Here is a 15,818-nt window from a genome sequence, read left to right on the forward strand (position 1 = left end):
GTAACAAAAATCCACAGACGTCTTGGTCGTTTTCCTATCATCTCGAATATCTTATAGTAACTTCTCAGCAAAGGAGAGATAGATGTGCCGAAAAATTCGAATCGATCTCAGCGCTCCCGCGGAGCGAACCGCTCCGAAAGTAATCGATCCAACGGAGCTAACCTTTCGGGCCTGAACCGTTCCCGCGGAGTCAATCCGCTTGCAGCGAATCGTTCCCAGGGCATGAATCCGTTTCTGGTCAACCCTAATGAGGGTGTGAACCCGTTCTTGATCAATCAATCCCGCGGAACAAATCAGTCCCGTGGAATGAACGTATCCCGTGGAATGAACGTATCCCATGGAATGAATATGTCCCGTGGCATGAACATGTCCCGTGGCATGAACATGTCCCGTGGCATGAACATGTCCCATGGAATGAACGTATCCCGCGGCATGAACCTGTTCAGCGGTATGAACCGATCCCATGGTCTCAACCGCCCCGCTTGGCCGCTGCAAGGCCAACAATCCGGCAATAGCTTTTTGTGGTAACATTCCAGCGCTTTGAAGCCGGACCCTTCAGAGCCATCCGTCCCGGTCGGGGGCGGTTTTCTTTTTAGTTGATAAGAATTTATAAGTTTTCGAAGGCTTATGGCTTCGCATCAACCTTGATAAACGCGCTGGTCCTTGTAAGACAAGGACGGCGTAGCCGTTTATCCTGGATATCGGAAAGAAGAAGGTGCGTGCTTCATTATCTCCAGGTAAGTAAGGTAACCTGATTTCAGTTATTTTCAATTGCCTGTCTCTGGCTTATACTTTGGAGGACTATCTTCATTTGGGAGGTACATAGCGATGACGTCAACATTACCGCTTCACGAATATGGATTTGAGGCCAGCCGGATCGTGCTGGGCTGCATGGGACTCGGCGGAGGCTGGGGCCGGGATGCCGTACTGGAGCCGGAGCATGTCCGGCAGGCGCACGAAGCGATCGAAGCCGCATTCGAGGCGGGCATCAACATGTTCGATCATGCCGATATTTATGCGCACGGACGGGCGGAGCAGGTGTTCGGCCAGGTGCTCAAGGAGCGCCCCGAGCTGCGTGACAAGATGATCATTCAATCGAAATGCGCATCCGGTTCGAGGAAGGACCTTGGCTGCCGGGACGTTACGATTTCTCCGAAGCGCATATTCTTTCCAGCGTCGACGGCATTCTGAGCCGGCTCGGCATCGAGTCACTGGACATTTTGCTGCTGCACCGGCCCGATCCCCTCGCAGAGCCGGAGGAGGTGGCTTCCGCGTTCGATAAGCTGAAGCGGTCCGGAAAAGTCAAGGCGTTCGTTGTTTCCAACATGAGCCCGTCGCAGATCCGCTTGCTGCAGCGCAGCCTGAACGTCCGCTGATCGCCAATCAGCTGGAGCTGAATTTGTCCAAAACGGACTGGATCGACGCGGGAGTGCACGTGAACCAGAAGAAGGGAACGGAAAATTCGTTTCCGGAAGGGCTGCTGGAGTTTTGCGCGATGGAGAAGATCCAGGTCCAGTCGTGGTCCCCGTTGTCCAGGGGAGTCTTCTCCGGCCGTACCGGGGAAGACCAGCCGGAGCGTATCCGGCAGACCGCCGCTCTCGTCGGCGAGCTGGCGGCGCGGAAGGAAACGACGCCGGAGGCGATCGTGCTTGCTTGGCTGATGCGCCATCCCGTTAAGATCCAGCCGGTCATCGGCATGGCCAACGCCGCCCGGATCCGCGCCTGCGGCGAGGCGGTTAACGTTACGATGACGCGGGAAGAATGGTACTCGCTGTACGTATCGTCCAGAGGCAACCGGATGCCTTAACGGCGTGCTGCCCCCGGCAAGCCGTAACGATCCCGGAACAGGAAGGCCCGATGCGGCCCTGACCTGCTTCGGGATTGTTTGCGTTCCGGCCGGGCGGGGGGAGCTCTTTCAAGGCATCTAATGCCCGTCAACCGGCAGCCGGAAACGGCGGAGCGCGGCTAAGGGGAGGACTTTGAAAGAAGGGAATTGACCGGCCCGAGGATGTTTTGTATGCTGTAGGGATGGAGCATGCAGGAATGTGCATTCAGACCACAGATCAACCATCCGAAGGAGGGGGCCTATTGACATTCGGAGCACGCATGCTCAAGACGGGGATCGCCGTCACCTTGTCCTTATACGTCAGCGTTTGGCTTCACTTTTCTCCTCCTGTCATTGCTGCCGTTGCAGCCATCTTTGCCATGCAGCCTTCCATCTACCGGTCCTGGCGGTATTTCCTCGAACAGGTCCAGACCAATACACTTGGCGCCGTGATCGCTTTGCTTGCCGGGATGTTCTTTTCGAATGCGCCGATCGCGATCGGCGTCGTCTGCATTCTCGTTATTATGCTCTGCATCAAGCTGAAGATGGGGGAGACGATCGGCCTCACGCTGGTTACCGTCATAGCGGTGATGGAGGCGTCGGGCCAGTGGGATTTTGCCCTCAACCGGTTTCTGCTCAGTATGGTCGGCATCGTATCGGCGTTCATCATCAACATCGCTTTCCTGCCGCCGAAGCCGAAGGAGCAGTTCAACGACCAAATTCATCACGTGTTCACGCAGCTGTCCCTGCTGCTCCGTACCGTTATCTCCGGTGAAATGAAGGAGAAGGTGTTCCGCGAGCAAAGGCAGAAGCTGAAGGACGGAATCGGCTCGCTCTCCGACAAATACAAGCTGCTGGAGGAGGAGCTCAAGAAGCTGAAGCGCGCGAAATACCGGAAGACCCGGCAGCTTGTCGTCTATAAGCAAATGCTCTATACGCTGCAAAAAGGAGCGGAAGTGCTGGAAGCGGTGGAAGAACATTATTTCCAAGCGGACCGGACGGAAGAGATGAATATGAGGTATGACCGGCATCTGGAAATGTTGATCAAATTCCACGAGCATGTGCTGTTGAAATTTGAAGACAAGCTGAAGCCTGAGAGCTGGGATTCCGACTCCATCGAGGATTTGAACGATGCATTTCTTAAATCGGCTACCAATGGCTACAGGGAGGACCGGGAAGGCGGGCTCCGGCTGTTCATCGTCTCCGCGGCCATGTACGATTACGGACACCAGACGGCTCGTCTGAACCGGCTCGTCGAGCACGTGGATGCGAAGGAAGAAGAGGAACCGGCAGCGGGCGGTCTGATATGACTATCGGCGCAAACGTATGAATAAGCAGGCTAAAGGACCGTTCGGTGATTTTTTTTCCGGACGGTTTTTTAATAGCGCATTACCTTGCGGAACCTACAGAGACCGGCGGATGCCGATCCTCGCCGTCTCATTTCATTCGCTTATCGTCGTAAGCCGATAGCATTTGGATCAGCTCGTCTCCGCTGATATAGGGCATGCCTGCATGTACTCTGCGAAGCAGGTGCTCGCCCGGCCGGTTCAATCCAGGCGTTGTCGTGGCGAAATAGCGGATGCCTACCGATTGCGCAAGGCTTACGGTATCCTCGCTGTAATCTCCGTGAGGAAAGGAAAGCACGGACAGCCGATTTCCCAGCCGGACCTGAAGCAGTGCTTCGGCCAAGGACAAGTCGCGCAGCACCTTCTGCCTGTGATCCTCCTCCGTCTCGAGCGCACCCGTCGCTTCCAGGACTATCCGGTGATCCAGCGGCGTTACCATGCGGCCGTTCTCCCCCGGCAAATCATTGTGAAGATCGTACGTATGCGAATAGAAGCCGAAGCCGTCGCAGGACATTTCCCTCATTTGACTCCACGACAAGAAAGTAAAATAAGGCGAGCTTGTGCCGATCGTACCGACGATAACAAAATTGGTTGCCGTCATGCCATGCCGCTTCAGCAGCGGGTAGGCAAAGCGGTAGAAGGAATCGTAACCGTCATCGAACGTGAGAACGACGGCATTCGCGGGGAGCGTCGTCTTCCCTTCCAGGAAAGCGATGGCATCCTCAAGGGAAACGACGTGATACCGGTGCATTTGAAGCGCTTTCAAATGCTGCTCGAACCGATCCGGCGTGATCGTGATGGCCGATTCCCGGGGATCGAGATGATGATAGAGAAGGATCAGCACCTGACCGGCAAAATGACGCTCCGTACTGCCGGTATCCTGAGGAGTCTTCGGTGTCGGCGGCTTCGGGCAGGCCGGCCCGGCGGCACGCCCGGCAAGGAAAGGCGCGAGCAGCGGAAGCGCGGTTCCCGGTCCTGCCGGAGCGGCGAGCGCCGGAAGGAAGGCGGCGGCAGCCGGGATGTAATCAGAGGTTGAACCGGTCATGTCCGGATAACCGGCCGCCCTTGCCTCCGGGCCAGCCCATGGGAGTGAGAAGAAGAAGACGACGGCAAGAACGGCGCTTCGGATGCATTGCTTGGACCACATGAACGTTCCCCCTTTATCCGTTTGCTCTATCATTGTATGCCCGAGCAGCGAAGGAGGATTACCGTATCTTTGCAAAAGAAAGAAGCGAACGGATTCCCGTTCGCTCCGGTCCTAGCCGTATTCGCCTTACTTGCTTTTGGCGGCTTCCAAGTCCTTGACCGCTTGCTCCGACGCCTTGCGGGAAGCGGTGATGATGTCGGCATTGCCTTGAATGACATCCTTGAAGGCGTTCAGCGCCTGCTTCTCGACCAGGTCGTCGTACAGCGACTTCGTCGTGATGGCTGCCGGCTTCAGAGGGTATCCCGCCTGCTTGTTCTTGCCCTTCAGCTGAGGCAGGTCCTGGCCGTAAGCCTCGATAAGCTTGGCATTCTTGACGACAGGCAAGCCGGCGCCGTCCTTGGCGAATTTCGTCTGCATCTCATCCGTGGTCAAATATTTCAGCACTTCGAAGGCCATTTCTTTATGCTTGCTTGTGCTGGAAATGCCGGCGTAGGTCGGGTACATCTGCGAACCGACGCCGGCAAACTCCTTGAACGACGGCAGCGTGACCATGTCCAAATTCATGTCGGACGGGGCCGTGATGGCAACGCTGTTAAAATAAGCGTACATGGCGAGGTTTCGATCCTTCGTGAACATATCGCCTTCTTTGTTATATTTCTCCTTCGGCGGCATGACGCCGTTGACGCTGTAGAATCGGGAGAAGTTATTGGCCAGATTCCGGAACTCCTCCGTATCGATGTTCGGCTTGCCCGAGGCCGGATCAACGAACGGCAGCGACAGCTGATTGACGCGGAGCATATGGCTCATCGACGCCATGAAGACGTAGTATTGGACGCCGCCGTCGGCGCGGGTCAGCTTTTTGGACAAATCGTACAGCTCGTCCCAGGTCATGCCGTCCTTCGGATAGGGCACGCCGAACTTATCGAAGATGTCCTTATTATAGGCAAGGACTTCCGCCGTGGTGAAGATCGGGAGGGCGTAGATGGCGCCGCTGCCGAATTTTTTGATGAAATCGACGGAAGTATTCTCAAGATGGCTGAGATCGAAATTATTTTGCTTGATCAAATCATTCAGATCATACCCAAGACCGAACTTGGAAAACTGCGGAACGTATCCGATGGAGAGCAGCACGATATCAAGGTCTTGACCGGAGCTTAGAACGTCTTCGAATTTCGAGCCGGTTACCCAAGGAATGAATTTTACCGTCACGTTCGGGAACTTCGTTTGGATGGCGCTGCCCATCAGATCCATGAACTGCTCGTTCGTGGTGCCGTTGTTCGGACGGTAGAAGGTAAGCTCAACCGGCTGCTTCAGAAGCTCCGAACGGTCGGCCACCTTGGCTGCCGTCGGCGTTCCTCCGCCGCCGCAAGCGCTTGTCTATACGGCCAGAAGCAGGGCGGCCAAGGCCGCTTTCAGCATTTGCAATCGATGAAACATCAAAATCTCCCCTTTTATAATTCGGATTCACATTTATATTAGCACCCATTATAGCGGCAGCTCCCATTGGATTCCATGGATAAACTCCGGTTTTGTCGAATATTGTTCAAAGATGAGGATCGGTAAAAAAACAAGCCTCCCGAGCCGCAATGGGCATTTCGGAAGGCTTATCGGAGCCATTGGAGCGCCTCTCAGGCTCCTTCCGCTTCATAATCGGACGGAACGGTCTCGTCCTTGCCGCCCCTCATGCCGATCGACCGGAAGATCACGGTCAGCACAAGAGCGATGATGAAATTGACCGCCAGAGCGTACAGCCCGGAGTAGACCGTCGTGCCGCCTCCGAGGCCGAAGGGCAGCTTAAATTGATTGCCGTAGCCGGTAGCGGCGGCCATATACGTGCCCCAGACCATGCCTGCGGCCCAGCCGAGGAACAGCGCCCATTTGTTGAACCAGTTGGTGTACAGGCCGATGATGACGGCCGGCAGCGTCTGCAAAATCCAAATGCCCCCAAGCAGCTGCAGATTGATGGCATCCTGGCGGTTCATGAGGAAGATGAACGCCAGCGCTCCGATCTTGACGATCAGCGAAATCAGCTTGGCCATGGATGACTCCTGCTTGGGCGTACAGTTTTTATTGATATATTCCTTGTAAATATTGCGCGTAAACAAATTGGCTGCCGCAATGGACATGATCGCGGCGGGCACAAGTGCTCCGATGCCGATGGCGGCGAACGCGAAGCCCGAGAACCAGTCCGGGAACATGCGGAGGAACAGCTGAGGTACGGAGTCGTTGGCGTTCTTGACGTCGATTCCTGCAGCGATCGCCATGAACCCAAGCAGCGCAATGATCCCGAGCACGAACGAGTAAGCCGGGAGCAGCGCCGCATTCCGTTTGATGACGGAGCGGCTGCTGGAGCTGAAGATTCCCGTCAACGAATGCGGATAGAGAAACAGCGCCAAGGCCGAACCGAGCGCGAGCGTCGCGTAGGGAGCGAAGCCGGCCGGCGTGATGATGACGGCCGCCTTATGCTTCACGGCGACAGCGTCGAAGATTGCCCCGAAGCCGCCTAGCTTGTAAGGAATATAGATCACGGCGGCAGCGACGGTGATGTAGATCATGAGGTCCTTGACGATGGCGATCGCGGCGGGGGCGCGCAGACCGCTGTTGTAGGTGTATACGGCCAGCACGCCGAAAGCGAGAATGAGCGGGAGGTCGCCCATCAGCCCGCTGCCGGTGAGGCCCATCGCCTCCAGCACCGCCTGCATGCCGACGAGCTGCAGGGCAATGTAGGGCATTGTCGCAAGAATGCCGGTGACGGCTACCGCGAGCGCCAGCAGACTGCTTCCGTAGCGGCCGCGGATAAAGTCCGATGCGGTGATGTAGTTATGCTTCTTGGCGACCGACCAGAGCCGGGGCATGACCATGAAGACGAACGGATAAATAATAATCGTGTAAGGTACTGCATAGAAGCCGATAGCGCCCTTGGCATACATGGTTGCGGGAACCGCGATAAACGTGTACGCCGTATACAGGTCGCCGCCGAGCAGGAACCAGGTGATCACCGTTCCGAACCGGCGGCCGCCCAGTCCCCATTCGTCAAGGAGGTGCAGATCGCCGCTTTTCCACCTGGAGGAGATAAAGCCGATGACGGTAACGAAAATAAAGAAGAGCAAAAAGACGATCAGCGCAGTCTGGTTCATGGCATTCGCCTCTTTCGGGAATAATGGGTGATGCATCAGGGTAAAAAGGGTTTATTTTCCTTTCGTGGCAACGTAGACGATCGCTGTCAGTCCGGCGCTTAGAATAACCCAAAGAAACTGATACCAGTAAAAGAAGGGCATGCCGGCGATTCCGGGCTCCATCGAGGCGTAGAAGGGGGGCCAGAGCGTGCCGATAAACGGGAGAAGCAGCAAATAGTACCAAAGGGAACCTTTTCTTTTGCCTTTGTTGTCGCTACTCATGGGTCGGATTTCTCCTTTCGATAGCTTAGAGTTTGATATAATATACGTGGTATCCCGGGCAGTTATGTAAGCGCTGCCCTAATAAAGCGGACGAACCCCGCTATTCATGATTAGACCGGGATGACGCGATTTAAACAGTATGGGGTATAAAGTAGATAAGGAGGGATATGAATGAATGCCAAGAAAATAGCGGGAGAGAAAGCGGCGGACTATGTGAAGGACGGAATGACGGTCGGACTCGGTACGGGATCGACCGTGTATTGGACGATTCTGAAGCTGGGCGAACGGGTCAAGCAAGGTCTGGAGCTGCGCGGCGTGCCGACCTCCGAGCGGACACGGCAGCTGGCGGAGCAGCTCGGCATTCCGCTAGTTCCTTTAGCCGAGGCGGAGCCGCTGGATTTGACGATCGACGGGGCGGACGAAATTTCGGACGAACTGGATCTGATCAAAGGGGGAGGAGGCGCGCTGTTCCGCGAGAAAATGGTGGCGTTGGCATCGAAGCGCCTGCTGATCGTGGCCGACGAGTCCAAGCGCGTACAGCGGCTGGGCGCGTTTCCGCTCCCGGTGGAGGTCGTTCCATTCGCATGGGAGGTGACTGCCAGGCGAATCGAGAGGCTCGGCTGCCATCCCCGTCTCCGGTTAGCGGATAAAGGGACCTTCCTGACCGACAACGGCAACTTTATTCTGGATTGCGATTGCGGCTTGATCGCGGAGCCGGCGGTTTTGAACCGCAAGCTGAAGGAGCTGACGGGCGTGGTGGATACCGGCTTGTTCATCGGTATGGCGGATACCGTGATCATCGGAGCCTCCGAGGGAGCGAAGACGGTGGAACGGCAGTGCGGTACGGACGCGTAAAGGTTGAATATGCGGTGCGGAGCACCGGACGTCAAGAGGGGCTGACCGATCGGTCAGCCCTATTGGCCGTTGATTGGGCTTACAGCTTTACTCCGCGCTTCTTCAGCACTTGAACCAGCCGGGCAGGGTGGTTCGTAATAATGCTGCTTACGCCGTAATCGATCATGCGGTTCATGAGCCCGGGGTCATTGACCGTCCATACATACACTTCCTTGTTGTGCTGTTTCGCGAGGCGGAGGTACGTTTCATCGACCAGGGGATAAGCCGTGCTGAGAACCTCGTAATCTTGGCTGGCGAACACCGACTCCGGATTCGCGGGCTTCTGGCCCAAGATCAATCCGGTCTTGATGTTCTTGTTTAAATGTTTCACCTTGGCCAGCAATGCGGTGTCGAAGGAGGTTACGGTGCATTCTTTGACAAAATCATGCCGTTCGATGGCGGACACCGCCTTCTCGGCAAGCCTCTTCTGGTGCCCGTTGTTTTTGAGCTCGATGTTGAGCTTCATGCGGCCTTGCACGGTCTCGATGACCTCATCCAGCGTCGGTACGCGTTCGGATTCGAACGTCTTGCCGAACCAGCGGCCCGCACTGGCCTCGCGAAGCTCGCGGGAATCGATCTCCCACATCGGTTTATTGATGCCGGTCGTTCGCCGGGCATTATCGTCATGCATGACGACGAGGACGCCGTCTGCGGTTTCTTGCACATCGAGCTCGCCGTAGCCGGCTCCGTCCCGGATCGCCTGCCTCATAGAGCTAAGCGTGTTCTCCGGTGCGGCGTCCGAGCTGCCGCGGTGCGCGGTAACGAGACCGGATGGGTCGGCGTGCGCTGCAGGAGAGGAGACGGCCGAGGCCAGCTCGGCAGATTTCGGAGAAGAGGGGACAGCGGCAAGGTTGCCAGCGAGCATCAGTGTGAAGACGACCAATAGTTTGTTCATATGCGCGGGTCTCCCATCCTGTGTAAGTCGGAACAAACCAAGAATAACATACCGTTATTAGAAAAATTTTAGGCGAGCCGGATTTATTTAGCAGAGCTCTTAACGATTGCTTAACAATTTAAGGGTTTCGTAAAAAAACACAGGCGACCGTAACTTTCTCAATACTGGTAAATTGGAAAAAGCGCTATGATGATGTTGTTAGCGCATACATGAATCGTTATTTTTATAGAAAAGAGGGGTTTCATGTACACAAGAGGCGTAACCATATCTCTGGTTGTTGCGCTTGCGGGAGGTACGCTTGCCGGCTGCTCCGGCGGAGCGGGCAATAGCCCGGCACCGAGCGCAGGCTCCAATGATACGGGGAGTAAAGCTCCCGTAAAGTTCTCCATATCTTATCCTACAACCGTCTCTACCGGATACCACACGCGGATTCCCGATCTGAACCAGGACAAATGGGTGAAGAAGCTGGGTCAGCTCACGAATACCGAGCTTTCAGTGAAAGTAACCGAGGAATCGAAGATGCCTGTCATGTTCGCAGGCGGCGACCTCCTGGACGTTGTAGGAACCGCCGGAACCTATACGAACAAGGTCATGTCCGGTTCGGTCGAGAACGGCGTATTCATGCCTCTTGATGATTTGCTTAAACAGTATGCTCCGAACCTCATGAAGAAGGTGCCGAAAGCGGCGTGGGACAATGTATCGTATCAGGGCAAAATCTACGGCATTCCGGATTATTTGGACAACCCTTCCCGACGCGCGACGTTTATCCGCAAAGATTTGCTCGACCAAACGGGACTGAAGGCACCGGCGACGATCGACGAGTTCCTTAACGTACTTCGGGCGTTCAAGAAGCTGGGAGTCGAGAATCCTTACCAGATGCGCGAAAACTTCAAATATTCCGACCTGGTGTTCGGCGCTTTCGACGTTCTGCCTTATAAAGATCAATTCAAGCTCCAAGGCAATCAGCTCGTGCCGAAGTTCTTCGATTCGGAGAACGTGCAGAAGGCGCTGCAGGTTTACAAAACGATGCTCGACGAAGGTCTGATTCCGAAGGATTTCGCTTCGATCACGTCGACAGTGTACACCAAAAGCTTGAACAGCGGCAAAGCAGGCATGTGGTCTGCAATACGGCGGGCTTGCCGGATTACCGTACTTCGGCGACGCAAGTCGTTCCGACGGCGAAGATCGAGATTATTCCTTCCCCGAAAGGGCCGGAGGGCAAGGGCGGATACTTCTATTATACACCGGTTGTCCGTTCCTTCTATATCAAAAAGAACATGAAGCAGGACAAAGCGATTGCTATTATCAAGTTTTTCGATTGGGCGGCAACGGACGAAGCGGCGAAATTCTTCTCCTTCGGCATCGAGGGCGACACTTACACCATGGAGAACGGGAAGCTGAACTACAAGTTTCCCAAGACGAAGGAAGAGGTCGAAGAAGAAGGCTTCCGCTCGGGTACGTTGTGGGGCGGTTCCAACGCAACCTACAACAAGCTGCGTCTGGAGCTTAGCGATAACGGCAAAGACACGATTAAAGCGTTCGATGATATTGTGGCCAAAGAAGGCTTGCCGGGCATCGGCTTTTCTCCGGATCTTGCGGCATTCGCCAAGTACCCGGATCTCGCTCCCGGTCAGGATACAGGCCCTAAGCTGATCATCGACCATATGACGAAGATGATTTACGGCAAAGAACCGATCACCGACTGGCCGAAGGTTATCGAGGAATACAAATCCAAGGGCGGCAACGATGTAATCAAAGAAGCGACGGACCGCTACAATAAAAAGGACGGCGCGATCATTCTTACGCCGCCTTCCAAGTAATCCGAACAGCCGGCATCCTGCTTTAGGGGTGTCGGTTGTTTTTTGCTTGGTTGATAAGAATTTATAAGTTTTCGTAACTTATAGCTTCGCATCAACCTTGGTAAACGCGCTGGTCCTTGTAAGACAAGGAAGGCGTAGCCGTTTATCCTGGGTTGACAAGAATTTATAAGTTTTCGTAGCTTATAGCTTTGCATCAACCTTGGTAAACGCGCTGGTCCTTGTAAGACAAGGACGGCGTAGCCGTTTATCCTGGCACACAAAAGACCTTCCACTGATTTCCGGACGGTCTCGGCAAAGCCGGCAGAATACGCTGAAAACATAGCAGAATCGGTTATGTTCCGGCCGGAGGTTTTATTTTAAGATGGCATTACAAACGGTTTTTCAGAGAAAAGGAGGCGCGAACGCTATGGTGCAACGGCAAGAACGGCAGCCCTTCCGCACAGGAAACATCCGCATTCATGAAGCGGGGGCCGGCTGCAAAATGCTGCTCGGCGACCTGAACGGGGACGGGAGGATGGAGCTTCTGCTGGTACAGCCGGACGGAGGCATCGATGACCGTTACGTCCCTCACCAGGTGCAGTGCTTGACGGCTTTCGATCTGGACGGGCGCCTGCTTTGGCAGGCCGGGACGCCTTCCTCCGCACCCGGAGGACCGGGCTCCGATTACCCCGCCCAGATTTGCGATTGGGATGGAGACGGACATCTTGAGGTGCTGTGCGTCATGGAGAAGCAGTTCCGCGTGCTGGACGGGCGCACGGGAGCGGTCAAACGGGCTTATGAGCTGCCTTATCCGGAGGCGCATGACTGTATCGTGGTCGCGAATTTGTCCGGCGGGGAATGGCCGGGCGACGTGCTGCTCAAAGACCGGTACAGGCAGATCTGGGCGATGGATCAAGAGTTCAAGGTGCTGTGGACGCATGAGGGTAATACGGGCCATTATCCTTGGGTGTACGATATCGACGGGGACGGCCGGGACGAAGTGATGGCCGGCTATGACATGCTGGATCATGACGGCCGCAAGCTGTGGTCGTGCCAGGATCTGCAGGACCATGCGGATTGCATCTGGTTCGGGGACGTGAACGGAGACGGCAGCCCGGAAATTGTCATCGGCGGCAGCGTTACGGTGATGTACGACCTGTCGGGAGCCGAGCTCTGGCGCTACGAGGATTCCATCGAATCCCAGCATGTGGCGCTCGGCCGGTTCCGGGGAGACTTGCCCGGTCTGCAGATCGCAGGCCTCGACCGGATCGTGCGGGGCGATGCGAACGGCAGGGACGGACTGTTCCTGTTGGATGACCGGGGTATGGAATTATGGAAAGAGGATCGCACCACCAAAGGCTGGCTTACGATCATCGAGCCGATCCGCGGCTGGGACGGCTCGGGCCTCGACTATATTCTTGCTTACCGCAGAGGAGGCGGGGTTACGCCTTCGCTTATCGACGGCTTCATGCGTACGGTCGCCGTTTTCCCGGAAGACGGGTATGTCGTTCATGGCGACCTCTTTGGTACGGGCCGGGAGCAGGTCATCGTATATAACCGGAGCGAGGCCTTTATTTATTCGGATGAGCCGACCGGTCTGGAGCCGAAGCAGGGAGCGCGTCAGCTTCCCCAGCCTAAGCGGCTGTACAGCTCGACGCTGTATCCGGGGGGTGAAGTCCTGTAGCCCCGGGGACCGTAAGGGATCACAGCTTTTGCTTGCGGTACAGCGAAGGCGGGCAGCCGCAGAAGGCCGTAAACTGCCGGGTGAAATAGAACGCGTTCTGAAATCCGGTCTCCGCTGCGACCTCCGCCACCGATAGCCGCGTCAGATCCAGGAGCCGTTTCGCATGCTTCAGCCGCAGCTTGATCAGCATTTCCATGACGGCTTCGCCGGTCTGCTCTTTAAACAAGTGGGCGAACCGCGAAGGGGAGAGGTTGACCTGTGCGGCGATCCCTGGGACGGTCAACGGTTCCCTGTACCGCTCGGTCAGCAGCCGAATTGCGCTCTCGATGCGCGGATCGAGCTGCCGGGCGGCGAAGGAGGAGCAGCGGGCGAGCAGCAGCAGCACTTCCTCCAGAGCGATGTAGGCGAGCCTTTCCGAGAATGCGTCGTCTTCGGCGTTATATTCCACCAGACTGGAGAAAGCATGGCGGATGCGGCCGAGCATCCGACCATCCTCCACATGAACCTGTTTGATCCCCTTAATTTCCTCGGGCAGCTGAAGCAGCGGCAGCCACGGCTCCCGGGGGACGAAGTGGCACCAATAAAATTCCCAGACGGCCGGCTCAGCCGTCGCGTAGTAATGAGGGGTTCCGGGCGTAATGACCGTCACATCCCCTTTGCTGCAGATGCAGCTCTCCCCGCCGTTATGGAAGCGGCCGTGTCCCGACAACGTCAAAGTTAAATAATAGTCCCGGGTGCCTCGAGAGCGCTTCACGCGATAGCCGAAAGGCTTCTTGTAATGCGCGGAGATCAGGTTGCCCGGAAGCGTCGACCGGTTCTCGTGTATAGCGGAATACGGAATATCACCCATGCTTCAACCCCCTCTCGTCCTCTATATTTTATCTGGCAAATAAAGGGATATCAATCGTTTGCAAAAATGTGCAAGCGCTTGCAATATTGTCCGAATCGGCATCATCCGGGTAGAAAAAGAGGACGGCCTAAGATGACAAAAGGCATATCCGTAATGATCGCTGCGATCGCTTCCATTCTCATGAGCTCATGCATCGGGGGAGGGAGCGGTTCGGCGTAGCGGGGAGGGATAGGCTCCAGCCGCAACCCTCGAAGGGCGGAGCCGTGGTCGCCGCCATCGATACCGGCGACATCAATACGGCGCTCCGGGCTGCCGAAGAGGACGCCAACAAACGGATTCAAGACGTCCAATCGAAATAGCGTCTCATGCCGTCCGGCTTACGTTAACGGACCGAACGGCGGCGGTGGGAATAGATCCAGTTCTTCTTGATATCCCTGACGAGTCCGTCTTCCTTCGCCAGCACTTGTTCCACATACAAGTCGAAGGTAGCGAACAGCTCCGGAGCCGGTTCCAGCAGACGGGCCGCGCGGACTCCCTCCAGCTCCAGCAGCAGTCCGTGCTTGGAGGCGATCCGGTGCGTCATATGCAAGAGCAAAAAATCCTCCCATGTCGTGGCGTCCGCTTCCCGCAGAAACCGCCAGCCTCCAGCTTCTTCCTCGACCCGGATGCCATGAATTCTCATCATGTATTCGGGCAGGATCAAGTAGCCCTCCGGAACCTCCGCCACCTCGGCGTTCCATTCCTCGGCGATCAGCCGGAGCTCCTCCGGCATGGGAATCGGTTTCCCGGACAATAACAATGCTGGCATGTCAGCCTCACCGCTTTTCGGAGTAATGAACCGCACTAGTGGCGGCCGGAGCGAAGCGCTCCGGCTATTATTGTAGTATGAATCCATGCGGCGCGTCCATCCTGCAGCTGAAGCTGTAGCTCTTGCATGTGGCGAGTCGGACACAGCGGCGACCTTGGGACGGTTTATTCTTCTCCTAGGCCTCGTAGCTGCGAATCCGCTTGCGGTATTGCTGGGGAGATTCCTGCTGAACGCGGGTGAACTGCCTTGAGAAATAGTGAATGGAAACAAAGCCGAGCCGCTCCGCGATTGACGTCACCGAATCGTTCGTCTCGCGCAGCTCGGCTTTTGCTTGCTCCAGACGGCGGCGCAGGAAGTAATGCTGGGGGCTGTAGCCGGTTTCTGCGCGGAACAGCTCGTACAGATAAGCCTCGCTGAGCTGCAGCGAGCGGGACCACGACGACAGGTGAAAGGCGTCCTTCAAGTGCCCGTTCATCCAGTCGATGATCCTGCGGATGCGCGGATCGCTCGGCTCGTACGGATGAGCCAAGAAACGTGCAAAACCGGTCAAGAATTGCTCGAACAGCGACCTCAGCTCGATCAAGTTCCAGGGATCCCGCTTCTCAAAGCTGCGGATGACCGACTTGTAAGCCTCCATCCAATCCGAATGCTGCGGGACTCGCGTACGTGCCGGCAGCCGGATCTCTTCCTCGAAAGCGACGCGGGCCGCGCACAAGCCCGGGTCGTATGCGGCGTGTGAATAACAGTTCAGACGCTTGTCTCCGACGGGCTTGGACGTAGAATCCCACAGCAGATCGACATAGACGGAGGCATGCACCATAGGCTGCTGCGGGTCGGCGGCATAGCTGTGTTCCATGGAGGGCTCGATATAGAACAGGTCCCTCGGTTCCGCCTCATAGGTCGTGCCTTCGAGGGTGACGGTTCCCCTGCCTTCCGTAATATAGATGAAGGAATGTGCATAAGGCAGCCTTGGGCCGACTTTGCCGCCTGGATTGAACTGGTAAAAGTCGGCGCCGAGCACCCGGCTGCGAATGTGGTCGAACGGGATGCGCTGCATGCTTGTCATCGGGCGGCGGGCTCCTTTGCTTAGTCGAAAATAACCCTAGAATCGTGCAAATAGTATACCATAAGCCAAAGCCAGGTTCAGCCCCTTTTTGTTAAGATCAGAAAGT

Annotated in this window: 15 protein-coding genes and 1 pseudogene; 7 read left to right on the forward strand and 9 right to left on the reverse strand. The window is 56.1% G+C overall.

Going from position 1 to position 15,818, the window contains the following annotated elements:
* The first annotated feature begins 84 nt into the window (after positions 1 to 84).
* The 3 genes and pseudogenes from O9H85_RS01080 (at position 85) to O9H85_RS01090 (ending at position 3,135) form a co-directional block, all read left to right on the forward strand.
* On the forward strand, positions 85 to 528 hold the full coding sequence (locus O9H85_RS01080) for a hypothetical protein (protein ID WP_269879421.1): 444 nt from the start codon (positions 85 to 87) through the stop codon (positions 526 to 528).
* A 300-nt stretch (positions 529 to 828) separates the two neighbouring features.
* Positions 829 to 1,807: pseudogene (locus tag O9H85_RS01085) on the forward strand (aldo/keto reductase).
* A 281-nt stretch (positions 1,808 to 2,088) separates the two neighbouring features.
* Positions 2,089 to 3,135 carry an FUSC family protein gene (locus tag O9H85_RS01090; RefSeq protein ID WP_269879422.1) on the forward strand — a complete coding sequence of 349 codons (1,047 nt, stop codon included), beginning with the start codon at positions 2,089 to 2,091 and terminating at the stop codon, positions 3,133 to 3,135.
* 127 nt (positions 3,136 to 3,262) lie between these two features.
* On the opposite strand, the gene O9H85_RS01095 is transcribed toward O9H85_RS01090, so the two are convergent.
* From O9H85_RS01095 to O9H85_RS01110, 4 genes are all read right to left on the reverse strand, one after another.
* Positions 3,263 to 4,318 (reverse strand): polysaccharide deacetylase family protein, encoded by a 1,056-nt coding sequence (locus O9H85_RS01095; protein WP_269879423.1) that lies wholly within the window; start codon positions 4,316 to 4,318, stop codon positions 3,263 to 3,265.
* 126 nt (positions 4,319 to 4,444) lie between these two features.
* Positions 4,445 to 5,653: an ABC transporter substrate-binding protein gene (locus O9H85_RS01100; RefSeq protein ID WP_269879424.1), complete on the reverse strand. Its 1,209-nt coding sequence runs from the start codon at positions 5,651 to 5,653 to the stop codon at positions 4,445 to 4,447.
* A 293-nt stretch (positions 5,654 to 5,946) separates the two neighbouring features.
* Positions 5,947 to 7,455, reverse strand: a complete 1,509-nt coding sequence (mctP, locus tag O9H85_RS01105) for a monocarboxylate uptake permease MctP (RefSeq protein ID WP_269879425.1) — start codon at positions 7,453 to 7,455, stop codon at positions 5,947 to 5,949.
* Between the two features lie 51 nt (positions 7,456 to 7,506).
* Complete coding sequence (locus tag O9H85_RS01110; RefSeq protein ID WP_269879426.1) at positions 7,507 to 7,716, reverse strand: DUF3311 domain-containing protein; 210 nt, start codon at positions 7,714 to 7,716, stop codon at positions 7,507 to 7,509.
* A 171-nt stretch (positions 7,717 to 7,887) separates the two neighbouring features.
* On the opposite strand from O9H85_RS01110, the gene rpiA reads away from it, so the two are divergent.
* Complete coding sequence (rpiA, locus tag O9H85_RS01115) at positions 7,888 to 8,571, forward strand: ribose-5-phosphate isomerase RpiA (protein WP_269879427.1); 684 nt, start codon at positions 7,888 to 7,890, stop codon at positions 8,569 to 8,571.
* Positions 8,572 to 8,650: 79 nt separating this feature from the next.
* Here rpiA and O9H85_RS01120 read toward each other — a convergent pair whose 3' ends face one another.
* Positions 8,651 to 9,505 (reverse strand): glycerophosphodiester phosphodiesterase, encoded by an 855-nt coding sequence (locus O9H85_RS01120; protein ID WP_269879428.1) that lies wholly within the window; start codon positions 9,503 to 9,505, stop codon positions 8,651 to 8,653.
* Positions 9,506 to 9,748: 243 nt separating this feature from the next.
* Here O9H85_RS01120 and O9H85_RS01125 point away from each other — a divergent pair, with 243 nt between their 5' ends.
* The 3 genes from O9H85_RS01125 to O9H85_RS01135 all read left to right on the forward strand — a co-directional run bounded on the left by O9H85_RS01125 (position 9,749) and on the right by O9H85_RS01135 (position 12,988).
* Positions 9,749 to 10,786 carry an extracellular solute-binding protein gene (locus O9H85_RS01125; protein ID WP_269879429.1) on the forward strand — a complete coding sequence of 346 codons (1,038 nt, stop codon included), beginning with the start codon at positions 9,749 to 9,751 and terminating at the stop codon, positions 10,784 to 10,786.
* A complete protein-coding gene (locus O9H85_RS01130; RefSeq protein ID WP_269879430.1) occupies positions 10,783 to 11,325 on the forward strand; it encodes a type 2 periplasmic-binding domain-containing protein in 543 nt (180 codons plus the stop codon). Before O9H85_RS01125 ends, O9H85_RS01130 begins: the two co-directional genes overlap by 4 nt.
* A 406-nt stretch (positions 11,326 to 11,731) precedes the next feature.
* Positions 11,732 to 12,988: a rhamnogalacturonan lyase family protein gene (locus tag O9H85_RS01135; protein WP_269879431.1), complete on the forward strand. Its 1,257-nt coding sequence runs from the start codon at positions 11,732 to 11,734 to the stop codon at positions 12,986 to 12,988.
* A 19-nt stretch (positions 12,989 to 13,007) separates the two neighbouring features.
* On the opposite strand, the gene O9H85_RS01140 is transcribed toward O9H85_RS01135, so the two are convergent.
* The 4 genes from O9H85_RS01140 to O9H85_RS01155 all read right to left on the reverse strand — a co-directional run bounded on the left by O9H85_RS01140 (position 13,008) and on the right by O9H85_RS01155 (position 15,712).
* Complete coding sequence (locus O9H85_RS01140) at positions 13,008 to 13,838, reverse strand: helix-turn-helix domain-containing protein (RefSeq protein WP_269879432.1); 831 nt, start codon at positions 13,836 to 13,838, stop codon at positions 13,008 to 13,010.
* Between the two features lie 101 nt (positions 13,839 to 13,939).
* Positions 13,940 to 14,188 (reverse strand): hypothetical protein, encoded by a 249-nt coding sequence (locus O9H85_RS01145; protein WP_269879433.1) that lies wholly within the window; start codon positions 14,186 to 14,188, stop codon positions 13,940 to 13,942.
* 32 nt (positions 14,189 to 14,220) lie between these two features.
* Positions 14,221 to 14,646 carry a hypothetical protein gene (locus O9H85_RS01150; protein ID WP_269879434.1) on the reverse strand — a complete coding sequence of 142 codons (426 nt, stop codon included), beginning with the start codon at positions 14,644 to 14,646 and terminating at the stop codon, positions 14,221 to 14,223.
* A gap of 175 nt (positions 14,647 to 14,821) precedes the next feature.
* Positions 14,822 to 15,712, reverse strand: a complete 891-nt coding sequence (locus O9H85_RS01155; RefSeq protein WP_269879435.1) for an AraC family transcriptional regulator — start codon at positions 15,710 to 15,712, stop codon at positions 14,822 to 14,824.
* Between the last annotated feature and the right edge of the window lie 106 nt (positions 15,713 to 15,818).

Source organism: Paenibacillus gyeongsangnamensis (assembly GCF_027533625.1).
Classification (GTDB): Bacteria; Bacillota; Bacilli; order Paenibacillales; family NBRC-103111; genus Paenibacillus_G; species Paenibacillus_G gyeongsangnamensis.